Source organism: Nocardia sp. NBC_01730 (assembly GCF_035920445.1).
Lineage (GTDB): Bacteria > Actinomycetota > Actinomycetes > Mycobacteriales > Mycobacteriaceae > Nocardia.
This window is the reverse complement of record NZ_CP109162.1, coordinates 3,413,837-3,436,245: the sequence shown is the minus strand read 5'-3', so window position 1 is coordinate 3,436,245 and position 22,409 is coordinate 3,413,837. Positions and strand designations below refer to the sequence as shown.

Annotated in this window: 22 protein-coding genes; 14 read left to right on the top strand and 8 right to left on the bottom strand. The window is 67.9% G+C overall.

What is annotated here, in order from left to right; all coding sequences use genetic code 11:
- Positions 1-84 precede the first annotated feature (84 nt).
- The gene (locus OHB12_RS13410; protein ID WP_327121079.1) at positions 85-1,152 is read left to right on the top strand and encodes a HoxN/HupN/NixA family nickel/cobalt transporter; all 1,068 of its coding nucleotides are present in this window, start codon (positions 85-87) and stop codon (positions 1,150-1,152) included.
- Positions 1,152-1,883, top strand: coding sequence for a DUF6390 family protein (locus OHB12_RS13405; RefSeq protein WP_327119455.1), 732 nt, complete (start codon positions 1,152-1,154; stop codon positions 1,881-1,883). The genes OHB12_RS13410 and OHB12_RS13405 overlap by 1 nt, the downstream gene beginning before the upstream one ends.
- A gap of 254 nt (positions 1,884-2,137) precedes the next feature.
- Here OHB12_RS13405 and OHB12_RS13400 read toward each other — a convergent pair whose 3' ends face one another.
- Both OHB12_RS13400 and OHB12_RS13395 read right to left on the bottom strand, forming a co-directional pair.
- On the bottom strand, positions 2,138-2,512 hold the full coding sequence (locus tag OHB12_RS13400) for a CYTH domain-containing protein (RefSeq protein WP_327121077.1): 375 nt from the start codon (positions 2,510-2,512) through the stop codon (positions 2,138-2,140).
- Positions 2,513-2,533: 21 nt separating this feature from the next.
- Positions 2,534-2,698 carry a CYTH domain-containing protein gene (locus tag OHB12_RS13395; protein ID WP_327119453.1) on the bottom strand — a complete coding sequence of 55 codons (165 nt, stop codon included), beginning with the start codon at positions 2,696-2,698 and terminating at the stop codon, positions 2,534-2,536.
- Positions 2,699-3,045: 347 nt separating this feature from the next.
- Between OHB12_RS13395 and OHB12_RS13390 the strand changes: the two genes are divergently transcribed.
- Positions 3,046-3,492: a TrmO family methyltransferase domain-containing protein gene (locus OHB12_RS13390; protein WP_327121075.1), complete on the top strand. Its 447-nt coding sequence runs from the start codon at positions 3,046-3,048 to the stop codon at positions 3,490-3,492.
- A 359-nt stretch (positions 3,493-3,851) separates the two neighbouring features.
- Here the strand turns inward: OHB12_RS13390 and OHB12_RS13385 are convergent, their stop codons facing one another.
- Together OHB12_RS13385 and lexA are read right to left on the bottom strand one after the other, a co-directional pair.
- A complete protein-coding gene (locus OHB12_RS13385; RefSeq protein WP_327119451.1) occupies positions 3,852-5,873 on the bottom strand; it encodes an ArnT family glycosyltransferase in 2,022 nt (673 codons plus the stop codon).
- Positions 5,874-6,014: 141 nt separating this feature from the next.
- Complete coding sequence (gene lexA / locus OHB12_RS13380; RefSeq protein WP_327119449.1) at positions 6,015-6,743, bottom strand: transcriptional repressor LexA; 729 nt, start codon at positions 6,741-6,743, stop codon at positions 6,015-6,017.
- A gap of 277 nt (positions 6,744-7,020) precedes the next feature.
- On the opposite strand from lexA, the gene OHB12_RS13375 reads away from it, so the two are divergent.
- Both OHB12_RS13375 and nrdR read left to right on the top strand, forming a co-directional pair.
- Complete coding sequence (locus OHB12_RS13375; RefSeq protein WP_327119447.1) at positions 7,021-7,485, top strand: hypothetical protein; 465 nt, start codon at positions 7,021-7,023, stop codon at positions 7,483-7,485.
- Positions 7,486-8,136: 651 nt separating this feature from the next.
- Positions 8,137-8,607, top strand: coding sequence for a transcriptional regulator NrdR (gene nrdR / locus OHB12_RS13370; protein WP_327119445.1), 471 nt, complete (start codon positions 8,137-8,139; stop codon positions 8,605-8,607).
- On the opposite strand, the gene hrpA is transcribed toward nrdR, so the two are convergent.
- The gene (gene hrpA / locus OHB12_RS13365) at positions 8,608-12,798 is read right to left on the bottom strand and encodes an ATP-dependent RNA helicase HrpA (RefSeq protein WP_327119443.1); all 4,191 of its coding nucleotides are present in this window, start codon (positions 12,796-12,798) and stop codon (positions 8,608-8,610) included.
- A gap of 341 nt (positions 12,799-13,139) precedes the next feature.
- Between hrpA and OHB12_RS13360 the strand changes: the two genes are divergently transcribed.
- The 4 genes from OHB12_RS13360 to OHB12_RS13345 all read left to right on the top strand — a co-directional run bounded on the left by OHB12_RS13360 (position 13,140) and on the right by OHB12_RS13345 (position 16,963).
- Complete coding sequence (locus tag OHB12_RS13360) at positions 13,140-14,363, top strand: aminotransferase family protein (protein WP_327119441.1); 1,224 nt, start codon at positions 13,140-13,142, stop codon at positions 14,361-14,363.
- A 413-nt stretch (positions 14,364-14,776) separates the two neighbouring features.
- Positions 14,777-15,481: a DUF5134 domain-containing protein gene (locus tag OHB12_RS13355; RefSeq protein ID WP_327119439.1), complete on the top strand. Its 705-nt coding sequence runs from the start codon at positions 14,777-14,779 to the stop codon at positions 15,479-15,481.
- 119 nt (positions 15,482-15,600) lie between these two features.
- The gene (sigK, locus tag OHB12_RS13350; RefSeq protein WP_327119437.1) at positions 15,601-16,236 is read left to right on the top strand and encodes an ECF RNA polymerase sigma factor SigK; all 636 of its coding nucleotides are present in this window, start codon (positions 15,601-15,603) and stop codon (positions 16,234-16,236) included.
- Positions 16,229-16,963: an anti-sigma factor gene (locus OHB12_RS13345; protein ID WP_327119435.1), complete on the top strand. Its 735-nt coding sequence runs from the start codon at positions 16,229-16,231 to the stop codon at positions 16,961-16,963. The genes sigK and OHB12_RS13345 overlap by 8 nt, the downstream gene beginning before the upstream one ends.
- Before the next feature lie 9 nt (positions 16,964-16,972).
- Here the strand turns inward: OHB12_RS13345 and OHB12_RS13340 are convergent, their stop codons facing one another.
- The 3 genes from OHB12_RS13340 to OHB12_RS13330 form a co-directional block, all read right to left on the bottom strand.
- Positions 16,973-17,647 carry a PhzF family phenazine biosynthesis protein gene (locus OHB12_RS13340; RefSeq protein ID WP_327119433.1) on the bottom strand — a complete coding sequence of 225 codons (675 nt, stop codon included), beginning with the start codon at positions 17,645-17,647 and terminating at the stop codon, positions 16,973-16,975.
- 118 nt (positions 17,648-17,765) lie between these two features.
- The gene (locus OHB12_RS13335) at positions 17,766-18,305 is read right to left on the bottom strand and encodes a carboxymuconolactone decarboxylase family protein (RefSeq protein WP_327119431.1); all 540 of its coding nucleotides are present in this window, start codon (positions 18,303-18,305) and stop codon (positions 17,766-17,768) included.
- Between the two features lie 107 nt (positions 18,306-18,412).
- Positions 18,413-19,000: a peroxiredoxin gene (locus tag OHB12_RS13330; protein ID WP_327119429.1), complete on the bottom strand. Its 588-nt coding sequence runs from the start codon at positions 18,998-19,000 to the stop codon at positions 18,413-18,415.
- Positions 19,001-19,187: 187 nt separating this feature from the next.
- Here OHB12_RS13330 and OHB12_RS13325 point away from each other — a divergent pair, with 187 nt between their 5' ends.
- The 5 genes from OHB12_RS13325 (at position 19,188) to OHB12_RS13305 (ending at position 22,360) form a co-directional block, all read left to right on the top strand.
- Positions 19,188-20,096, top strand: a complete 909-nt coding sequence (locus tag OHB12_RS13325) for a hydrogen peroxide-inducible genes activator (RefSeq protein WP_327119427.1) — start codon at positions 19,188-19,190, stop codon at positions 20,094-20,096.
- 85 nt (positions 20,097-20,181) lie between these two features.
- A complete protein-coding gene (locus OHB12_RS13320) occupies positions 20,182-20,688 on the top strand; it encodes a gamma-glutamylcyclotransferase family protein (protein ID WP_327119425.1) in 507 nt (168 codons plus the stop codon).
- Between the two features lie 65 nt (positions 20,689-20,753).
- Entirely contained in the window at positions 20,754-21,344 is a 591-nt protein-coding gene (locus OHB12_RS13315) for a TetR/AcrR family transcriptional regulator (protein WP_327119423.1), read from the top strand.
- Between the two features lie 78 nt (positions 21,345-21,422).
- Positions 21,423-22,157, top strand: a complete 735-nt coding sequence (locus OHB12_RS13310) for an SDR family NAD(P)-dependent oxidoreductase (RefSeq protein WP_327119421.1) — start codon at positions 21,423-21,425, stop codon at positions 22,155-22,157.
- A complete protein-coding gene (locus tag OHB12_RS13305) occupies positions 22,157-22,360 on the top strand; it encodes a tautomerase family protein (RefSeq protein ID WP_327119419.1) in 204 nt (67 codons plus the stop codon). Before OHB12_RS13310 ends, OHB12_RS13305 begins: the two co-directional genes overlap by 1 nt.
- Positions 22,361-22,409 lie beyond the last annotated feature (49 nt).

The following is a 22,409-nucleotide window of genomic DNA, read 5'->3' as shown; positions in this document are numbered from 1 at the left end:
CCGCCGTCCGAGCAAGAAGGCGAGGTGTCCGTTATCGTCCAGGTCGCCGACCACCCTGTGGTGCCACGCGGCGCATGGGCCGGGCTGGACCGGAGGCAGCGGCGCGGCGTCGTCGGGATGGCGCTCGTCATCCTCGTGCTGCACATCCTCGGGTGGGGTGCGCTGCTCCTGTTCGTCGTTCCCGGCCGCTACATCGTGGACGGGGCGGTATTCGGCATGGGGCTCGGCGTCACCGCCTACACGCTAGGGATGCGGCACGCGTTCGACGCCGACCACATCGCCGCGATCGACAACACCACCCGGAAACTGGTGGCGGACGGGCGGAAACCGCTGTCGGTCGGGTTCTGGTTCGCGCTCGGACACTCGACCATCGTCTTCGTCCTTGTCGCGCTGCTGGCGTTCGGCGTCAAGGCGCTCGCGGCGAACCTGCGCGACGGGGACTCCGGGCTGCAACGGTGGACCGGTGTGTTCGGCACCGGCGTCTCGGGGACCTTCCTCATCCTCATCGGCCTGCTGAACCTGGTGTCGCTGATCGGGATCTGGCGGGTATTCCGCGGGGTGCGGCGGGGCAACTACGACGAGGCCGCGCTGCGACGGCAGCTGGACCACCGCGGCGCGCTGAACCGGATACTGCGGCCGCTGACGCGGGCCGTGCGCACGCCGTGGCAGATGTATCCGGTCGGGCTGCTGTTCGGCCTCGGCTTCGACACCGTCACCGAGGTGAGCCTGCTGGTGATCGCGGGCGGCGCGGCGGCGACCGACCTGCCCTGGTATGCGATTCTCGTACTGCCTGTGCTGTTCTCGGCGGGCATGGCGCTGTTCGACGCGCTGGACGGCGCCTGCATGAACTACGCCTACGGGTGGGCGTTCGCCGGTCCGCTCCGAACGATCTACTACAACATCGTGGTGACCGGGCTTTCGGTCGCCGTCGCCCTGCTGATCGGCGCGCAGGAGATGATCTCGATCCTGACCGACGAGCTCGGCGTCACCAACGGTCCACTGGCCTGGGTCGGCGATCTGGACCTCGGCGTGCTCGGCTTCCTCGTCGTCGGTGTGTTCCTGCTCACCTGGGTGATCGCTGTCGGCGTGTGGCGATTCGGCGATCTCGAACGGCGGTGGTGCGCCGACCGCATCGGGGAACGGCCCGGCTGATGGCAGGCGGCGGAGCGGAGATGTTCGCCCGGTATGCCTACGCCCCCAACCGGCTCGGCTACTGCGGGCCACCCGACGCGGTCGCGTTGCGCGACGGGACGGACGACCAGGTGCGGGCGGTGGCTCGGCGGTTCACCGGCGCGTGGCCGTATCTGCGGGTGATGGCGGCGATGACCGGAATCGGGGACCCGCTGGATCGCCGCCTCGTCGAGTCCTACTGGCTGGGCGGCGGAATCGGCGCAGACCTGGACCCGACCGAGTTCACCGCCGAGTTGCTGGCATTGTTAGGCCCGGTCGCGGGTGGGTACTGGACGCATCTGGGCCCGGAGCTGGCCGACGAGGCCGCGGCCAACCACTGCTTCCACGTCTTCGGCGTGTACCCGTGGTCGCGGTTGGTCGGGCACGGCAACGGACATCCGGTACATGTGCTCGACAGTTGCCGGATCACCTGGGGGACGGTGGCCGACCGCACCGACACCGAGATCGCGCTGCGCTCTCGCGGGCTGAGCTGGGACGGGCGGCGGCTGGTGCTGTCGGCGGAAACGGTGCGGCCCATCCCGATCCGGGTAGACGGCTACACAGCGGTGCCGGACGTGTCGGTGGGGGAGCAGGTCGCGGTGCACTGGGGGCGTCTGTGCGGACGCCTCGACGACGCCCAGGTGCGTGCCTTGGCGGCGAGCACGGCGCGCCAGCTTGAGGTCACCAACCTGCGGCTTGCCGCACGACGATGAGACCGCTGTCTCGGTGACCGCAATCCTCACCGGCAGGTAGCGCGACGGGCCGGAAGTCGAAACTTCCACATGGATAGGAGGTTCGGCCCCCCTGCCGGCCGTTACCCCAAGGGGTGCATTTGCCCCGAGTCTCGGTGATCGGACTGCATATCGGATACTCCATGGACAAGGCCCGGGCCGGTGCTTCCCCTTGGCGCGATGTGATCTGATCGACCAGGCGGGTATACATTCGCGTGGGGAAGCCTGAGCGGTGATCAGTTGGCGGCGGCCATGACGAGGTTGCGGTAGGGCAGGCCGACGACGGGGTGATCGGCTATCCCGAGTTCGGTTTCGACTTCTTCGAGGTAAGCAGTTGCCGCGTCCGGGTCGGCGGCGGTGACCTCGGTTTCGACGAAGGTTCCGGCGCGGGTGACGGTATCGATGCTGACAATGATGTCGTCGCGTTCGGGGTGTTGGTAGATGGTGTGCTCCTTTTCGACACGGACGAGTTCGGTCATGCCGATTTCGGCAAGCAGCTGGGTGGCGGCGGTTGCTTGGTCGGGGCCGCTGAGCATGACGTTGGTTTCGCGTTTGGCGATCACGTCAGCGTCGCTGTGGGTGACAGCCTTGGACGGCGGCTTGTAGGTGATCTCGGCGAACCCGTCGCGGCGTCAAATGCGAAGGCATTCAACTGTTTTCAGGTAGTCGACGTCGGGCCGGCTGAAGTAGGTGTCGACCTCGGTGAGGTGTCTGGCCTCGTGGTAGCCGATTTCGGCGAGTCGCAGGCGCAGCGTACTGGGGTCGGGGAGTTCGCGTTTACGCTCGACCTCGATCAACTGCCTGGCTGGCTCGACCCGGCGGGTGTCAGTCCTGCCGGGTGAGAAGACCGGCGTTCGTCACGTGGGGGAAGCCGACGTAGCTGATGTGCGAGACGTGATGGTCTTGTTCTCCCAAATCGATCAGCGGCTCGGTGGCGGTCATGGACGGACAGCCGTGGTCCAGTATTTGACTAACGAAGTCAAGCCATCGACCTTGGGCATTACGCGGAAGGGCTACAACTCGCTGAAGCCTCGGTCGGCGGCCCCCGCTACCAATCCGCTTGCCACGTGAGCGGGCACTCCTCAAGGTTGTACACGCCAAAGCATTGAGTGCGGCTGGTCATGCCACCGAGTCTGCGAAAGCAGTGCCGGTCGCACATGTGGTAGGTGGCCGCCGCGAACCTACAGACGATCACTGGGGTGGTGTCGAGGCGATCATTCGCATAGATGACTGCCGGTTCACTGAAGAGTCCGTGCAAGGCTTGGACGCGTTCAGCCACCTCGAGATCGTGTTCCGCTTCCACTTGACCGATCAAACGGATTTGCACTTCGGTGCGCGCAGTGCGCGCGATAACCCCGCATGGCCGAAGGTCGGCATCTTTGGACATAGAAATATGCGACGCGTCAACTGGCTTGGGGTGTCCCGTACTCGACTGCTACGAGTGGACGGCCTGGATCTGCACGTAGCTGAGCTGGACGCTGTAGCCGGCACGCCTGTGCTGGACATCAAGCCGTGGTTCGCGGAGTTCGGCCCACGTGGAGAGATCCGCCAAGCTCCGTGGTCCACGGAGATGCTCAAAGACTATTTCTAGCGAAGGAAGGTGCCAGAGGGCTTGGCGACATAGCCGATTTGGTGTCGACCGAACGATGCACGTCGATGTGGCCTGAGGGGCCCAGCGGGGCTGAGAGCCAGCCTGTTACGGATCCGTCGGGATGTATTCGGGTCGCTGCGGGCGAGGACCAGCGGGCAGGGTGAGGGCGGGACGGCATTCCGGCCCCCGAGACCAACCGGCCGGGCACCAGCACGACGACGCTGCCCGGCTTGCAGAGATCGTCGAGCGCACCGAGGTCATGTGCGTTGAACAGTTCCACCCAGCGCGCGATATGCCCCGTCGAGGACTCGTCAGATCAATTGCCATGACGCCCAAGGCATATCGCGCGCTGCGGCCCATCAGTGAGCCACGACGGTGAGGTCGTAGACGGCGACGTTGCCGAGACGCACCGGGGTGTAGTGCGCGGATACCCAGTCGGCGATGTCCTTGTGCCCGGCCGGACGCCATAGCCCGTTGTCCGTGGCGCTCGCCTGCCCGGCGCCGGGGAGAACGCCCGGTTGGTTGTGTACGCGCCATGAGTCGGGAAGTTTCACCTCCTGTGCGAGGTAGTACGTCACCTGGTGGGTGCGGATCATGGTCTGGAAATCATCGAGGGTGGGAACCGGGTCGTCGGAGGTGAAGCCGCCGATCGCGATGACCGGGGTGTGGCTGGCGAGCTCGAGGGATGCGGCGACCGAGGAACGGTCCACCGCCGCCGACCAGGTGGTTGTCGTGTCGCGCAGCAGCGCGGCGACTTGCGGCTCGGTGTCGCCGTTCACGAACGACATCACCTCGTTGCGCATATTGTTCGCCGACGTCGGCCGCTCGGGCTTCGCGGGACCGACCGTCGGCCCGCCCCCGGTATGCACCTGCGGCAGGGTGGCGGCGGCATATGCCGTCGAGCCACCGATCCCGGCGAGAACACCCACGACGACCAGCACCGACACCGCCCTGGCGCGAACCCGCCGCGACACGGCCGGGAACGCGGCGGCGACCAGGCCGAGCGCCACCGTCACCGAGACCACCGCGAGCGCCCAGCGCAACCACGGCAGCCATTCGGCGTTGCGGCTCAGCAGCACGAACGCCCACAGTCCGGACGTGAGCACCAACGCGGCAGCGCCTATTCGGCCGAATAACTCCTCGCGCCGGCGCCACACCTCGGCGACGCCGATCGCGAACATCCCGGCCACGGCGGGACCGATGGCCAGCGTGTAGTAGGCGTGCATGCCGCCGCGCATCGTGGTGAACGCGACGCCGTCGATGATCAGCCACAATCCGAAGACCAGCGCGGCCCCGCGGACGAGGTCGGTGCGTGGGGCGCGCCCGCGCGACGCGAGGACCAGCACGAAGGCGAGCAGGGCGGCGGGAAGCAGCCAGGAGATCTCGAACCCGATCTCACCGGTGAATAGCCGGGTCGGACCCGACCCGCCGCCGAATCCGCCGAATCCACCGCGGCCCTGCCCCAGGGTGCGCGGCATCTCGTACCCTGGCGGCAGTGCGAATCGGTTGCCGCCTTGGTGGTTGTGACCCAGGAAGCGGGCGAAGCCGTTGTAGCCCAGCACCAGATCCATGAACGTGTTGTTCGTCGACCCGGCCAGATACGGCCGCGACGAGGCGGGCCACAGGATCGTCAGCAGTACGTACCAGCCGGACGAGACGACCAACGCCGCCGCCGCGGCGAGCAAGTGCAGCAGCCGTTTCCGCACCGAGGTCGGCGCGACGATCAGGTAGGTGAGTGCCAGCGCGGGCAACACCATGAGCCCTTCGAGCATCTTCGCCAGGAATGCGAATCCGAGCGCGACACCGGCCAGCATCAGCCAGCGCGCGCTCGCCCGTCGCAACGACTTGATCGTGCAGTACGCGCCCGCGGTCATCAGCAAAACCATCACCGCGTCCGGGTTGTTGAACCGGAACATCAACGCCACCACCGGCGTCACTGCCAGCGCCGCCCCGGCCAGCAAACCCGCGCCACGGCTGACGGTCGCCGTGGCCACCGTCGTATACAGCAGTGCCACGGCCGCGACGGCCATCAGCGCCTGCGGCACGAGCATGCTCGCGCTGCTGAATCCGAACAGCTGTCCCGACAGTCCCATCACCCACTGTGAGACCGGCGGTTTGTCGACGGTGATGAAGTTGCCCGGATCCAGCGAGCCGAACAGTAGTGCTTTCCAGTCCCGCGCACCGGACCAGGCCGCCGCGGCGTAGAAACCGTTGGCCATGCCGTTGACCGTAATGTGCCACAGATACGCGACGGCCGTCCAAGCCAGCAGCACCGCCAGACTCGCTCGCTCCCACCGACGAGCAGGCGGTAGCCCGAGCGGATCGGGATCGAGAGTCGTGGTCGCATCGGGCAGGGCCGCGTCGGCGCTGATCGCTGTCACCGCGGAAGTCTCGCAAGTTGCCTGGTGGATTCCCTGCGCGCTTACTGTCAATCAGCTGTGAACGTGGGGGCCGAACTCGGTTGGGTGTTGCGGTGCGAGGCGGTGCATGTCCGCGCGGCCGGCGCGGGTTGCCGTCCGTCGTCAGATCTTGCGGATGACCGTGACGACCTTGCCGAGGATCTGGGCGTCGTTGCCGGGGATCGGTTCGAACACCGGATTGTGCGGCATCAGCCAGACGTCCTTGCCGGTGCGCTTGAATGTTTTCACCGTGGCCTCGCCGTCGATCATCGCGGCGACGATGTCGCCGTTGTCGGCGACGTTCTGTTGCCGGACGACCACCCAGTCGCCGTCGCAGATCGCCGCGTCGATCATGGACTGGCCGACAACCTTCAGCAGGAACAGCGAGCCGTCGCCGACCAGCTCGCGGGGGAGCGGGAAGACGTCTTCGACGGCCTGCTCCGCCAGAATCGGACCACCGGCGGCGATGCGGCCGAGCACCGGCACGAATGTGGGCACCGGGCGGTCGGCGTCGACGGCGCCATCGGACCCGTCCACCGCGGCGACCGGCAGACTGGTCACCGAACGCACCACCTCGTCCAGGCCCCGGACGTCCACCGCGCGTGGACGATTCGGATCGCGGCGCAGGAAGCCTTTGCGCTCCAAGGCGCGCAACTGATGGGCGACCGAGGAGGTGGACGTCAGCCCGACAGCGTCACCGATCTCCCGGATGCTCGGCGGGTAGCCGCGCTCGCTCACCGAGGTGCGGATCACCTCCAGTACTTTGCGCTGACGCACGGTGAGATCCGCCCCGGTACTCGCCGAGTCGGCGCCGCTTTCGGTCTCGTCACCCGTGTCGTCTGTGTGCCTCACCGCAACCGCCCTTTCCTGCTGTTCCCGGCCGATCCCGCCGGGTGTCTGTCGTCATGGTCTGTCGTGCATTCGGTAGTTCGAATCTAGCCCGGTCACGTCGATGTATCAAACATCTGTTCGACGCATGTCGGGCGTTTCTGCTGACTTTGTCGCTCTGCCGTGGTAGAAATCGAACACACGTTCTTCGAACACCTGATCGAATAGATCGGGGAACATGTGTTCGAATGGGAACACCGGCTCGAACGGCGACGGAGCACCCACCACGGAGGTTTGTCCGATGAGCACTGTGATCAGCGACATCACCACATCGATCGGTGCGGCAGGAGAGAGGTTCGACTACCGCGCCACCGTCGATGCGGCGGCGGTCGATCTCGGGTACGACACGGGCTCGCGTATCCGGCGCGGCGGTGCGCGCGCCAGGGCGCTGGTGCCTGCGCATCGCTCCGCGGTCGATCGGCGCCCCCGCGACGCTCGCCCTGGCGGCGCTGCGGTCATATACGGCCGTGGTGCAAGGACTTCCGCGCTCCGGCGGGCACGTGGCCCGCATCCGATGGAGCGGGTGGAGCGGGCGCAGGTCGGTTTCGCCGTGCTCGCCGTGACCGCACTCCTGGCCGCCCTTGCGGTGGCGGGGCTGATCGCGCTGGCGCACGTGCGCGCGGGCGACTGGGGCGGCGAGTCCGGGGGATCGGTGCCCGCCGTGGTCGACGGCCGAGGCGGCGCGGGCGCGCCACCACCGCGCTGACCGGCGGGATCGGCCACCCATCGACGCGCCGATCCGGATGACCGACCGGGAGCAGAACCGCGTCGTCGCCGATCAGTGGAACGAAACGTCGGCGCGCCCGCGCCCATCGGCCGAGTGCTCACCTCCGTCAGCACCGTCGCGGGCAAGCCCGCCGTCCCAAGGTGCCCCGCGCCCGGAGTCTTCGCGCTAGCAACGGTCCGCGCCGACGTCGCGGGCCGCGGTCTCACGCCGCGTGTCCGCTGCCCGACTTCAACTGGGCCGACCGTGACACGAGGCGGGCATATATCACCAGGTGACCTGGTCCATGCCACATCGATCTGGCGACCGACCCGGCGCCGTTATAGGCCAGTCGTTCAGGCCCGACACGGCCCGCGGTCGCCGCGCACCGCGGCTGCCGGACCTCCTCGCGGACCTGACCGCACACTGGTAGATCGTCGAATGATCGAGGTGGCGCGGCGGTAGCCGTGGGTGAGTGCGACGATTCGGGTACTCGGACGGGTATCCTCGAACTGTTATGCAGGTATTTCCAAGTTCGAGTGAGGGAATGCCTGGTGCCGGGGTCTAGACCTCTGTACACGTGCTCGCCGGACCGATCGCTGCGATCGGCGGCGGTCCGGACGCGAGCGCACGCATCGACGAAGGATTTCTCGGATGCATTGCCCGTACTGCCGACACCCCGACTCCCGGGTGGTGGACTCGCGCGAGGCCGACGAGGGCGCGGCTATCCGCCGCCGTCGCGCCTGCCCGCAGTGTGGGCGGCGGTTCACCACGGTGGAGACCGCCATCCTGTCCGTAGTCAAGCGCAGCGGAGTCACCGAGCCGTTCAGCCGCGAGAAGGTCATTCGCGGCGTGCGGCGCGCCTGCCAAGGCCGCGAAGTCGACGACGACGCGCTGAACCTGCTCGCGCAGCAGGTGGAGGACGCGGTGCGTGCCAAGGGTTCTCCGGAGGTGCCCAGCCACGAGGTCGGCCTGGCCATCCTTGGTCCGCTGCGCGACCTCGATGAGGTCGCCTATCTCCGGTTCGCCTCGGTCTACCGGTCGTTCACCTCCGCCGACGATTTCGAACGCGAGATCCGGGAGATGCGTCAGGCACGCGCCGAGGCGCTGTCGACCGCCGACTGACTAGCGCCGGACCGCGGCGATCGCCTTCTCGATCCGCTTGGCGGACACCGGGAACGGTGTGCCGAGCTTCTGGGCGAACAGGCTGACTCGGAACTCCTCGATCATCCACCAGATCTCGGCCGCTTCGGGCGCATGCCTGCGATGCTCCGGCAGGGCCCCGACCAGGCGGTCGTAGGCGGCCAGTACCCGATCGAGTTCGACCATGCCCTGACGATCGCGAACCGCTGAGCCCGGCAACGCTTCCAGACGCACCACCGCCGCCCGCAGATAGCGGGGCAGCTCGCGAAGCCGGGCGCCACCCCACTCGGAGACGAAGCCGCGGAACACCAGGTTGTCGAGCTGGTCGCGGACGTCGTCAGCGATGTCGCGTTCGCTCCTTTCCGCGAGCGCGGCCGAAACTTGGTGGGCCCCCGCGAGAACCGGCACGACCAGTCGCACGAGACGGATGACGGCGGAGGCGAGTTCGGGACGGATTCGGGTGACGAGCGCGTCGAACTTCTCCGGTGTGTGCACCGGACCGCCCGCGGCGGCGATGAGTTCATCGACTGCCGCCGCGCGGCAGTCTTCGATCAGCGCCTCCAGCGAGCCATACGGGTTCTGGCTCAGCGCAAGGCGATCCGTGGGTGACAGCCCCGCGGTGACGGACCGGACCGAGGTGGGCAGCGCGTGCAGCACCAGCGCCCGGGTGCCCAGCCGCATCGCGGCGGCCTGCTCGGCAGGCGAGCTGAGCACGCGGAGCGCCACACCGTCGCCCTCGGCGACCAGCGCGGGATATCCGGTCACGGTCTGTCCGGCCACCTGGCGGCGCACCGTCGGCGCGACGATGCCGAGTGACTCAGAGGTCCACACCGTGGCGGGCGGGCGTTCCACGCCCGCGGTGGCACGGGCGACCGAGGCGGAAACCTGTTCGGCCAGTTGTGTTTTCAACGCGGCGAGGCTTTTCCCGCAGGTGAGCGTCGTGCCATCGCCGCCGATGGCGGCGAAGGTCATGCGCAGATGGTCGGGCAGCGCGGACGGCTCGAAGTCGGAGGGCGCGATTGGGACCGAACCCAGCCGAGACAACTCGCGCGCCAGTCCGATACGCAGCGGCTCCGCGCGCGGGGTCAGTGCGGACAACGCCGCCGCGGCGAAGTCCGGTGCGGGAACCACGCTGCGGCGCAACGCCTTCGGCAGCGACTTGATCAGCGCGGCGGCCAGTTCGTCGCGCATGCCGGGCACCAGCCAGTCGAAGCCGACGGCTCGGACGTGGGCGAGCTGTTCGACCGGGATGCGCACAGTGACGCCGTCGTCCTCGGTGCCCGGCTCGAATTGGTACGTGAGCGGGAAGCTGAGCTCGCCTTGACGCCAGGAATCGGGGAAGTCGGACGGGTCGAGCGCGGCGGCGCCCTCGTTCACCACGGTGGCGGTCGAGAAGTCCAGCTGCGCGGCGTCTTTACGCTGCGCGGTGCGCCACCAGTTGTCGAAGTGGCGCACCGAGACGATGTCGGCGGGCAGGCGTTTATCGTAGAACTCGAACAGCACCTCGTCGTCGACCAGGATGTTGCGGCGGCGCGCGCGGTGCTCCAGATCGGCGACGTCGTCGAGCAATTCGCGATTGCGGTGAAAGAACGCGTGCCTGGTCTGCCATTCGCCCTGTACCAGCGCATGTCTGATGAACAGCTCGCGCGAAAGCTCGGGATCGATCCGGCCATAGTCGACGGGTCTTCCGGTCACCAGTGGGATGCCGTAGAGGGTGACGCGTTCATAGGCGCGCGCGGCGCCCCGCTTGGCCGACCAGTGCGGCTCGGAGTAGGTGCGTTTGACCAGATCGCCTGCGAGCCGCTCGGCCCACTCCGGTTCGATCTTCGCGGCCATCCGGCCCCACAGCCGCGAGGTCTCGACCAGTTCGGCGGCCATCACCCAGCGAGGCGGCTTCTTCGCCAGCGACGAGCCGGGGAAGACCATAAACTTGGCGTTGCGCGCGCCGAGGAACTCGCGCGATTCCGCTTCACGCACCCCGATGTGCGACAGCATGCCCGCCAGCAACGCCTGATGGATCGCGGTGGAATCCCACTGGGCGTCATCGTTCCCGACGATCACAGGGTCCACTGCCGGTGACGAGCCGGACCGTCTGCGCCGGGAACCCGATCGCGGCCCTTCTCCGGATTGTGTGGCCGATCGTTCGGAGCCACGTGATCCATTGTCGGCCTTGCCATCCGGCGACCCGGCGTCGGCGGTGTTCTCGGCGTGCGCCGACCAGCCGAGGCCCCTGGTGATCGTGCGCAGCTGCCCGTGCAGGTCCTGCCATTCCCTGATCCGCAGGTAGTGCAGGAACTCCTCGCGGCACATCCGCCGGAACTGATTGGAGGACAGCGACTTGCGCTGTCCACCGAGGTACTCCCACAGTCGCAGATAGGCCAGGAAGTCCGAGCCATCGACGGTGAATCGCGCGTGTTTGCTGTCGGCGGCTTGCTGATGCTCGGCGGGCCGCTCCCGCACATCCTGGATCGACAGCGCCGCGACGATGACCAGCACGTCGGCCAGACAGCCGTTGCCCTGCGCCTCCACCAGCATCCGCGCCATCCTGGGATCGACCGGAAGCTGGGCCATCTCGCGCCCGATCGGCGTGAGCGACAGGGTGGCATCGTCGTCGCGGGTACTCACCCTCGGGCGACTTGCCATGTCGACGGCGCCACCCTGTGGCGTGTCCTCTTGTGCCGGCGCGGTATCCGATCGTGGCCCGGGCTTGCCGATGCGCCGCGCGAGTGCCCCGAGTTCCTCGAGCAAAGCGACGCCGTCGCGGATGGCGCGGCGGTCCGGCGCCTCGACGAACGGGAAGTTCTCGATGTCACCGAGCCCGAGCGCGGTCATCTGCAGGATGACCGCGGCCAGGTTGGTGCGCAGGATCTCGGGTTCGGTGAAGGAGGGCCGGGCTTCGAAGTCGTCTTCGGAGTACAGCCGGATACAGATGCCGTCGGCGACCCGTCCGCAGCGCCCGGATCGTTGCCGGGCCGACGCCTGCGACACCGGTTCGATCGGTAGCCGCTGCACCTTGGTCCGCATCGAATACCGCGAGATCCGCGCGGACCCAGGGTCGACGACATACCGGATTCCCGGAACCGTCAGCGAGGTCTCCGCGACGTTGGTCGCCAGCACCACCCGCCGACCGGTGTGTGGAGCGAACACCCGATGCTGCTCGGCCGCGGACAGTCGCGCGTACAGCGGCAGGATCTCGGTGCGGGGAAGCTTCAGGTCGCGCAGCGCGTCGGCGGTGTCCCGGATCTCGCGTTCGCCGGACAAGAACACCAGCACGTCGCCGTCGCCCGCGGCGAACAACTCGGTGACCGCGTCGCCGATCGCGTCCACCGGGTCCCGGTCGACGGTGCGGGTGTCCTCGTCCTCTTCGGCGTCGGCGACCGGGAGTTCCAGCGCGAGCGGCCGATATCGGATCTCCACCGGGTAGGAGCGACCGGAGACCTCGACAATCGGTGCGGGAGTGCCGCTGTCGTCGGCGAAGTGCCTGGCGAACAGTTCCGGGTCGATGGTCGCCGAGGTGATGATCACCTTGAGATCGGGACGTCGTGGCAGCAGTTGCTGGAGGTAGCCGAGCAGGAAGTCGATGTTGAGGCTGCGTTCGTGCGCCTCGTCGATGATGATCGTGTCGTAGCGGCGCAGCAGCCGGTCACGCTGGATCTCGGCGAGCAGGATGCCGTCGGTCATCAGCTTGACCAGCGTCTGCTCGGAGGCACGGTCGGTGAACCGCACCGTGTAGCCGACGACGTCGCCCAGCTCGGTGTCGAGTTCCTCCGCGATGCGCTCGGCGACGGTGCGTGCGGCCAGCCTGCGCGGTTGAGTGTGCCCGATGGTGCCGCGGATGCCGCGGCCGAGCTCGAGACAGATCTTGGGAATCTGGGTGGTCTTGCCGGAACCGGTCTCGCCAGCGACGATCACGACCTGGTGCGCGGCGATGGCCGCGGCGATGTCCTCGCGGCGGGCGGTGACCGGCAGCTGCGGCGGGTACCGGATCTCCGGTACCGCGGCGCGGCGGGCGTCGACCCGGAGTTCGGCCGCCGCGATCTCGGCTTCGACCTTGCCGAGGTCGCCGTCGCGCGCCCGGTCCAGTCGGCGCCGCAGCCGGTGCTCGTCGCGGAGGGAGAGATTCGCCAGGCGGGTGCGGAGGTCGCGGGGATCGGTGGCAGCTGTCCTGGTCATTGCATCGACAAGCCTAGCGAAACCCGCCACCGGATATTTCCGCGAGGAGGAGGGGCAGGGGTTGCCGCGTAGTCGCCGCCGTCGTCAACGGCCTGCCCCGACGCCGCATCGACAACAGCGGATCGTGCGGCGGTGCTCGGTAGTTGCTGCGCTGCCGTACCTGTCGCGTGCGTAGGGAGTAGTCGACAGATGGGATGGCTCACCCCGCAGGTCCCGCTGTGTGGCGGTGACCACAGGGCGCCGTAGGTGGCGGCGTTCGCTCTGGTCATGACGCCGGTACCGGTCTTCCACAGCTCGGACGCCGCGAGTCGGCGCCCCGATTTCGGGTAAACGTGGATGACATGAACTCGCTGTGGCATGGATTTGCCGACATGGGTGCCGTCGAACGGGACGGCGCGTTCGTGGTCGCCCGTGGCGAGGGCGCCTACATTTTCGACCAGGCGGGCAACCGGTACCTGGACGCGACCGCGGGTCTATGGTTCACGAACATCGGGCACGGCCGCGGTGAGATCGCCGACGCGGTGGCAGCCCAGCTGCGCACGATCGCGCACTACTCGAATTTCGGCGACTTCACCGAACCGGCCACCCAGGAGCTGGCCGAGCGGCTCTCGGCGCTGGCTCCGGTGCCCGGCAGCAAGATCTTCTTCACCTCGGGCGGCTCCGATTCCGTCGACACCGCGGCCAAGCTCGCCCGCCGCTACTGGCACGAACTCGGGCGTCCCGGCAAGACCGTCGTCGTCGGGCGGCGGATGGCCTATCACGGCATGCACGTCGCGGGCACTGCCCTGGCGGGTATCCCCGGGAACCGGGAAGGCTACGGCCAGCTGATGCCCGACGCGCGCACCGTCGAGTGGGACGACGCGAAGGCGCTGCTGGCCCTGATCGACGAGATGGGCGCGCAGCGTATCGCCGCGTTCTTCTGCGAACCCATCATCGGCGCCGGCGGTGTCTATCTGCCGCCGGAGGGTTACCTCGCCGAGGTTCGCCGCGTCTGCCGCGACCACGAGATCCTCTTCATCGCCGACGAGGTCGTCACCGGCTTCGGCCGGATCGGTGGAGCCTGGTTCGCCTCGTCCCGATTCGGCCTCGAGCCCGATCTCATGACCACCGCGAAGGGCCTGACCTCTGGATACCTCCCGATGGGCGCGGTCTTCGTCGCCCCGCACATCGCGGAGCCGTTCTTCGCGGGCGGCGTCTGGTGGCGGCACGGCTACACCTACGGCGGTCACGCGGGTGCCGCCGCTGCCGCGCTGGCGAACCTCGACATCATCGAGCGCGAGGGTCTGCTCGACGCCGCCCTTCGCCTGGAATCCAGCCTGCGCGATCAGCTTTCGGCGCTGACCGACCATCCCATGGTCGCTGAGGTGCGCAGTGGGCTCGGCGCCGTGGCGGCGATCCAGCTGGCCGACCCGGCCGAAGCTCTGCCGCTGGTCAAAACCCTGCGCGCCCACGGGATATCCAGCCGCGCCGCAGGCCAGGGCGCCATGCAGATCTCCCCGGCGTTCGTCACGACGGACGACCAGGTCGTCGAACTCGTCGAAGGATTCGCCCGTGCGCTCGGCTGAAGCCGGTCGGCCGCGTGGGCATCTTCCAACGTCCGCGTCATGAATAGGCTGTGCGAGTCCGGCGGAACGGTGCGCCGTAGTCGAAGCCGTGAGCCTCATAAAGCCGCAGGGCGGTAGGGAAGTAGTCGGAGGCGCCGGTCTCCAGGCTCACGCGGCCGTAGCCGCGCGCGGTGGCCTCGGCGATGTAAGCGCGCCACGACGCTTGTGAACGTCATGGGCCGCGCCTGCGCAACGGCAAGAGGGGCTCGGTGCTTGTCCGCGCGTCTTCCGCTGCGCTATGCGTACGGCAGTCGAATTGTGTTGCCGTGCCGCCTCCCATGTCTCACCGGGGCCGAAACGAGCACCCTTGCCACCGGGGGATGCGAGCATGGGAGGGCGGCGACCATGGTCGCTGTGACGAGAGGTGGTGGGATGTGGCGCAGTTCGTGCAGGAGTACGCCGTGTTCCGGTGGATGGCGGTCGCGGCGTTCCTGATCGCGGCGGCGATCGTGTCGGCGCGGTTGGCGGCGCCCGCGGCGCCGCCGGGCCGGGCCGTCGGTCCCACCGTCATGGGCGTCGCCGCCGAACTGCCTCGGGCACAGGATGATTCGGCGATCAGCGACCACCCCGAATCCGACGCCGCGCATCTGGTGATGTGCCTGGTCATGCTCGGCATGCTGCTGTTCCCCTCAGGCGTGAGCCCGCACGCCCTGCGCGGTGTGCTGACGGCGATGATTGTCGTCTTCGCCGGGCTGCTGGTGACCCGATTCGTGGAAGGTTCCACGCAGGCTCGACCGCTTCCGATCGACCGACTGGTCCCGCTCGGATACCACATCGCTGCCGCGGCGGCGATGCTCTACGCGATGTCCGGACACACGGCGTCCGGACACGCGGGTGGTCCCGCGGCCGGGCCCGCGCTCGGTCTCGCCGCGCTGTTTCTGCTCGACGCCCTTCTCGTCGCGCCGGCCGCCCGCGCCGGGTGTACGCCCGCGCACCCGCGCGGACCGCTGGGTGTTCTAGTGCGTTCCGGCGGGTGCGTCGCGGCCCTCACCGGCCCGGCTGCGCCGTGGGCGGCGGTGCCGCATGTGGTGATGGACGCGGGCACCGCCTACATGCTGGTGGCCGCGATCTCGGGTTGAACGGCCCACAGACCAATCCGGCTCGTGCTCCATACCGAACCCTGTTTATGCAGGCAGGGGATTCGGCCATGAGAAATGAGCACGGTTCTGCTTCAGCGCATCGGTCCGGCGATCCAGCGATGGATAGGGAGGACGACGATGACAAAGCGTCCGTGTGCCCGCTTCCCGCCGGATACGAGGGGAAGCGGACCACTCTCGCGACCCGTCGGCTGGTCGGCTTGCTCGCGGCGGCCGGCGCGGGTGATCGTGCCGCGTTCACCGAGTTCTACCAGCTCACCAGCCCACGAGTGTTCGGGATAACGGTGCGCATCCTCCGGAGCCACGCTGCCGCCGAAGAGGTCACCCAGGAGGTCTACCTCCAGGTGTGGTCGATGGCCGATCGCTACGACGCCACGCTGGCCAGCCCGCTCGGCTGGGTTCTGATGCTCGCGCACCGCCGGGCGGTGGACCGGGTCCGCGCGGAGAGTTCGGCATCGTCCCGGGACCTGGTCTACGCGCACGCGCAGCTGGGTCGCGACCACGACGTCGTCGCCGAGTCGGTGACGCAGCGCATCGAGGAGCAGCAGGTGGCAGGATGTCTGGACGCGCTGACCGCCACGCAGCGCGAAGCGATCGCTCTCGCGTACTACAGCGGGCACACCTACCGTGAGGTGGCCGATCGTCTGGCGGTACCGCTGCCCACCATCAAGACCCGCATCCGCGACGGGTTGAAAAGATTGGAGAAGTGTTTGTCAGGGGAAGGTGCCGATGGCTGACAATCCACCGCGATCGGATGCGGAACTGCTCGACCTCGCCTATCCGTGCGCGCTGGACGCGGTCGCCGATATCGAACGAAGGCATATCGATGCTCGACTGGCGGCCGCGGACCCGGCTGTGCGGCAAGAGTTCTCCGATACCGTGTGGCAGCTGCGCGAGGTCATCGGGCGGCTGTCAGTGCTCGACGCGCTGGCGCCGCCACCGGATTTGGAGGCGCGGATCCTGTCGGCGTTGCCCGACACCGACCCGAACGCGCTCGCGTCGGTGGTGCACGTCTCGCCATGGCGGCGGCTGCGGTGGGCGGTTCCGATCGCCGCGGTCGCGTGTCTGGTGCTCGGCGGAAGCGTGGTCGCGGAGCGGCTCATCGGCCCAGCACCGAGCGTGCCCGCCGTGGAACAGGTGGACGGTCAGCGGGATGTGCGGACCGTGCAGGAGCCGGTCGCCGGCGGTGGCTCGCTCATGGTGGAGGCCTCGCTTCGGCTCGGGCGCGCGGTGGTCGCGTTCGACGGGGTCGCGCCGCCGCCCATGGACCGGGTGTATCAGGTGTGGCTGGTGTCCTCCGGAGGGCAGCCTCGGTCGGCCGGGGTGCTGACCGACTTGCCGTCCGCGACCCGACCCTTCGTGACGCCGTTCCAGTCGGGTGAGTTGCTGGCGGTGAGCGTTGAACCGTCCGGTGGTTCGCACGCGCCGAGTACCGACCCGATCGTGGGTGTACTGCTGCCTTGAGTGCCTGGTCTAGACCTCCAACGGCTGGTCGGCGACGACGCGTCCGCCCAACCGCACCCAGCCGTCGGAGTCCCACTCCGTGAACAGCTGGGAGCCCTTACCCTGGGTGATCACGAGGCCCTGCCGCAGCAGCGCCGTCAACGCGACGGCCGCCGCACCGGTCGCCTCGTCCTCGGTGATACCCATAGTCGGCGCGAACATGCGCGATCGCAGCGCACCGCGATGTTCGTCGGTCCAGGCCCACAGATAGTGTGGGCCGCCCGAAAAATCGTCCGGTTGCAGAGTCGCCAGCTCCTCGACGTCGGAGAGCTGGTGGAAGGTGAACGGCGGCGCCCATTCGCCGCGCGCGGTGATCCAGGTCAGCCCCTCGGCGAGCTGAACCGCCACCGGGCCTGCGGGCACGTCCAACGTTTGCACCGGGGTGCCCTGCGACGCGAACCACCAGGCGGTGCCCACCGAGGGGTGCCCGGCGAACGGGAGCTCCACCGTCGGCGTGTAGATCCGTACCCTGGCGATCTCGTCGACCGGCTCCTCGACCACGACGGTCTCGCTGTAACCGACCTTCGCCGCGAGCGCCTGCGGGTCTGCCGTGGCCAAGTCCGCTGACCGCGTGATTCCCAGCTCGTTGCCGAACCGTCCGGCCGCATCGGTGAACACCCGCACCACGTCAACCTGTGTCCCCATGGTTGCTGAGCCTACCTGGGTGCGCCACGTCGAGCTGTCGAGTCCGGCACACCGAACGCGACGAGGGCCCCGTCCGCTTCTTGGGTTCACGCGGACAGGGCCCTCGTCGGGGCGACGATCAGATCGTGGCCGTGGTCAGCGCCTGCACTGCCTGCACCGCCTGGCCGACCCCGGCCACGATGGCGGCGGCGCGCAGCGATTCGAAGATCACCTCGCGGGACACGCCCACCTCGCGCAGCGTGTGCTCGTGCGCCTCGAGGCAGTGCGCGCAGCCGTTGATCGACGAAACAGCGAACGACCAGAGCTCGAAATCGGCCTTGTCCACGCTGGGGCTGCCGATGATCTGCATCCGCAGTCCGGCCCGCAGGTCGTCGTAGCGACCACCGAGGAACGCCTTGCCCCGATAGAACACATTGTTCATGCCCATGATCGAGGCGGCGCCGAGTGCGGCGTTGTACGCCTCCGCCGACAGTACGTCGGCGGCTTCCTCGGCGATCTCCCGCAGCGTGGTCGTCGACCGGGTCGCGGCCGCCGACGCCAGCAGGGTGCCCCACAGTTGCTGCTCGTTCAGCACCGTGGTGCGTGCGATCGATGACAAGTTGAGCTTGAGGTCCTTGGCGTACTCGGGAAGGGAGTTCTTCAGGTTCTCAATGCCCATTCGGCGATTCCTCTGTTCGGATCGGCCCCGTGTGTAGCAGGGGGTAGGTCGTGTTCTCTATGGAATGCGGGATGTCGCACCCGAAAGCACGGGCGCGGCAAGGGTTTTCAGACGCTGGCGGCGAGGAGCTCACCCGCGTTGATGGTCGGGTCGCCCTTCTTCCAGTTGCAGGCGCACAGCTCGTCGGACTGCAGTGCGTCCAGCACGCGCAGTACCTCGTCGACATTGCGGCCCACCGAACCCGCGGTGACCGAGACGAACTGGATCTCGTTGTCGGGGTCGACGATGAAGGTGGCGCGATCGGCGACGCCGTCGGCGTTGAGCACGCCCGTGGCCGTGGCCAGTTCGCGCTTCAGATCCGACAGCAGCGGGAACGGGAGGGTCTTGAGGTCCTCGTGCTGGGCCCTCCACTGGAAGTGCACGAACTCGTTGTCGACGGACGCGCCGAGCACCTGCGTGTCGCGGTCCGCGAACTCCTCGTTGAGCTTGCCGAACGCGGCGATCTCCGTCGGGCACACGAAGGTGAAGTCCTTGGGCCAGAAAAAGACGACCCGCCACTTGCCCGCGTGGTCGTCGCTGGTGATCCTGGTGAAGTAGTCGTCTGGCTGCTGAGCGTCGACCTTCGACAGGTCACCGCCGATGACAGCGGTGAGGTTGTATGCCGGGAATTGGTCGCCGATGGTCAGCAGGGCCATGCTTGTCTCCTCGTCATGTCGGTTTGCTAGTGCTGTGTTTGCTGTGCGGTCTTCGCGAAGCCCTTCGTGGTTACGCAAGCTGCCGCCTCCGTGCCCGTCGCTCACACCACGTGCGAAAAGCTCCCGAGCGATCTTGCCGAAGGGTCAGTAAAAGGTAAAGGTGATCAGCCGCACTACATTGATAGGCGTGACTGATCAGACTTATCAGCCGACCCTGTCACAGCTGCGTGCATTCGTGGCGATCGCGGAATACCGCCATTTCGGCACCGCGGCCGCCCGACTCGGTGTGAGTCAGCCCACGCTATCGCAGGCGCTGGCGGCACTCGAAAACGGGCTCGGGCTCCAGCTGATCGAACGGAGCACCAGACGTGTGCTGGTGACCGCCGCCGGAATGCGGTTGCTGCCAAAGGCTATGGCGACGCTGGAGGCGGCTGACCGGTTCGTGGCTTCGGCGACCGGCGACGGGCTCGGCGGCACGCTGCGGATGGGCATCATCCCGACGGTCGCCCCCTACGTGCTGCCCGGCCTGTTGCCCGAGCTGCGCAAGAAGCTTCCCGCGCTGCGTCCGCAGATCATCGAGGATCAGACCGCGCGGCTGCTGGACGGGCTGCGCACCGGCGTGCTGGACGTCGCGCTACTCGCACTGCCCACCGAAATGCCCGGCCTGGTCGAGATCCCGCTCTACACCGAAGAGTTCGTGCTGGTCACCGCGCGCGGCCACGAGCTCGCCGGGCGCAAGGACCTCTCGGCGTCGGCGCTGAACGCCCTGCCTCTGCTGCTGCTGGACGAGGGGCACTGCCTGCGCGACCAGACGCTGGATGTGTGCCGCTCGGCCGACGCCCACCCCTCCGCCGTCGGCGACACCAGGGCCGCTTCCCTGGCGACTGTGGTCCAGTGCGTCGCGGGCGGGCTCGGCGTGACCCTCATCCCGGAAATGGCGGTCACCGCCGAAACAGCTCGCGGCACACTGGATACCGCCCGCTTCGCCGCGCCGGCCCCCGGTCGTACCATCGGCCTGGCCTTCCGTGTCTCGAGCGCCCGTGCTGACGACTACGAATACCTGGCCGCCATCATCCGCGTCCAGCGCCCGATATAGTCCGGCGCCCGATGCGAGTGGGTGCGCCGCGCCGAGTCAGCGCAGAGCAGGCACAGTGGGAAACGCGAGTGGAGGGGAGAGACGAATGGAGTCGTCGCCGATCGGCACTGGACGGCTGAGTGGAATCGTTGGGCCGGATGATGCCTTGTTCGCCTACGGCACGCTGCAGTTTCCTGATGTGCTGAAGGTATTGCTCGGGCGGGTTCCGTCGCTCGAACCGGCCGACTTGACCGGCTGGCGCGCGGCGGTGCTGCCGCGGCGGGTCTACCCGGGTTTGGTTCTCGATGCCGCCGGGCTGACCCGCGGCGCCGTGCTCACCGGTCTCAGCGCGGCCGAGTGGATGATCCTCGACGCGTTCGAGGACGACGAATACGATCTGCGCCGGGTGTGCGTGGACGACCGGGCCGAACCGGTGTGGACCTACGTCTGGACGGCCGCCACCGATTCCGCGGATTGGCAACGGGATCGGTTCGCCGCAGATCATCTCGCCCTTTTCGCTACTCGGTCCACGCGGTGGCGCCGCGCTCCCGGTCTGCCCTCCGATCCGGGAACGCCGGTGTGGTTCGACTCGGCTGGGGGACCGGCGGCGTGAGGCCCTGCCGTGCGGGACTCGGGTCCCGCTTGCCATTTAAAGACGACCGGTCGTATATTTCACGCATGGCACGACCACGGCGCAGTGCGGACACGCGGCAGCTTCTGGTGGAGGAGGGTGCCGCGGGGTTCCTCACTAACGGCTACCACGGCACCGGGATCAAGCAGATCCTCGACAAGGTCGGCGTGCCGAAGGGGTCGTTCTACAACTACTTCGACAGCAAGGAGAGCTTCGGTCACGCGATCATCGAGCACCACTCGCTCTGTGTGCAGCGGAATCTGACCGAGGCATTCGATGCCGCGCCGGATCCGGTGAGCGGACTGCGGACGTTCTTCGGGCGGCTGATAGACGATTTCGCTGCGGCCGAATTCACGGGCGGCTGTCTGATCGCGAACCTGGGTGGCGAGCTGGAAGGCAGTGAGCTGCTGCGGGAATCGCTGTCCGGTGCGTGGGGCGCCTGGCGCGACCGCGTCGCCGATCAGCTCGCGCAGGGGCAGCGGCTCGGCATGATCCGCTCCGACATTGCCGCCACCGAACTGGCCGATATGTTGCTCGAATCGTGGGAGGGGGCGGTGATCAGGATGAAGATCGACCGGACGCTGGCGCCGCTGCGCAAGTGTCTGGATCGCCTGCTCGGCGACTATTTCCGGCCCTGATTCGGGGGCTCTCGCTTCCGGCGTCTTCGCATACCCGTTATGAGACGACCGGTCGTATTGAATGAGAGAAGGAGAGATATGGCGAAGACGGTCATCGTGACCGGGTCCTCCAGCGGGATCGGGCGCGACATCGCGCGGGCGTTCGTGGAACGCGGTGACAACGTCGTGCTCAACGGGCGCGACGAGAACAAGCTCGCGGACGTGGCCGCCGGACTGGGTGTCCCCGGCCGAGTGGTGCCGGTCGCGGGCGATATCGGTGCACCCACCACGGGAACGGCGCTGGTGCGTGCCGCCGTCGAGCGATTCGGCGGGGTGGATGTGCTGGTCAACAACGCGGGCATCTTCGGAGCCAAGCCGTTCGTGGACGTCACCGAGCAGGACCTGGACCGCTATCTGAACGGAAACCTCAAAGGCACCTACTTCACCACGCAAGCTGTCGTGCGGCGGCTGCGGGAGCAGGCGAGGGGCGGAACCATCGTCAACATCGGCACGGTGCTGATCAACCACGCCCTCGCCGTGCTGCCCGCCTCGGCGGCGCTGGTCAGTAAGGGCGGCGTGCACGCGCTGACCACCAGCCTCGCCGCGGAACTCGCCGCCGACGGCATCCGGGTCAACGCGGTCGCCCCTGGAATCATCCGCACCCCGCTGTTCGGCGACGGCGACGAGGACGCCTCCGGCAAGCTGGCACTACTGAACCGGATCGGCGAAGTCTCCGAGACGACGGCCGCGGTGCTGTACCTCGCGGACGCCGCATTCACCACCGGTCACATCTTCCCCGTAGACGGCGGGTTCCTCTCAGGAAGGGCGGCCTGATGCCGTACGTGAACATCAAAGTCACCGATGAGGGCGTGACCCGTGAACAGAAGGCTCGGCTGATCAAGGGCGTCACCGATCTGCTGCAGGATGTGCTCGGCAAGGCGCCCGCGAGCACCTACGTCGTCATCGACGAGGTCGCGTTCACCGACTGGGGCGTCGGAGGAGTGAACGTCGAGGAGTGGCGTAAGCGGCATTCCTGATCCGCGGAATCTCTTCGCGGCCATGCTGTTCGGGCGTCTGCCCGCTCGC

Coding starts and splice junctions, on each gene's coding strand:
- OHB12_RS13405 (WP_327119455.1), top strand. CDS start 1,152: ATGGCAGGCGGCGGAGCGGAGATGTTCGCCCGGTATGCCTACGCCCCC.
- OHB12_RS13375 (WP_327119447.1), top strand. CDS start 7,021: ATGAGCACTGTGATCAGCGACATCACCACATCGATCGGTGCGGCAGGA.
- nrdR (WP_327119445.1), top strand. CDS start 8,137: ATGCATTGCCCGTACTGCCGACACCCCGACTCCCGGGTGGTGGACTCG.
- hrpA (WP_327119443.1), bottom strand. CDS start 12,798: ATGACCAGGACAGCTGCCACCGATCCCCGCGACCTCCGCACCCGCCTG.
- OHB12_RS13360 (WP_327119441.1), top strand. CDS start 13,140: ATGAACTCGCTGTGGCATGGATTTGCCGACATGGGTGCCGTCGAACGG.
- sigK (WP_327119437.1), top strand. CDS start 15,601: ATGGATAGGGAGGACGACGATGACAAAGCGTCCGTGTGCCCGCTTCCC.
- OHB12_RS13345 (WP_327119435.1), top strand. CDS start 16,229: ATGGCTGACAATCCACCGCGATCGGATGCGGAACTGCTCGACCTCGCC.
- OHB12_RS13340 (WP_327119433.1), bottom strand. CDS start 17,647: ATGGGGACACAGGTTGACGTGGTGCGGGTGTTCACCGATGCGGCCGGA.
- OHB12_RS13335 (WP_327119431.1), bottom strand. CDS start 18,305: ATGGGCATTGAGAACCTGAAGAACTCCCTTCCCGAGTACGCCAAGGAC.
- OHB12_RS13330 (WP_327119429.1), bottom strand. CDS start 19,000: ATGGCCCTGCTGACCATCGGCGACCAATTCCCGGCATACAACCTCACC.
- OHB12_RS13320 (WP_327119425.1), top strand. CDS start 20,182: ATGGAGTCGTCGCCGATCGGCACTGGACGGCTGAGTGGAATCGTTGGG.
- OHB12_RS13315 (WP_327119423.1), top strand. CDS start 20,754: ATGGCACGACCACGGCGCAGTGCGGACACGCGGCAGCTTCTGGTGGAG.
- OHB12_RS13310 (WP_327119421.1), top strand. CDS start 21,423: ATGGCGAAGACGGTCATCGTGACCGGGTCCTCCAGCGGGATCGGGCGC.
- OHB12_RS13305 (WP_327119419.1), top strand. CDS start 22,157: ATGCCGTACGTGAACATCAAAGTCACCGATGAGGGCGTGACCCGTGAA.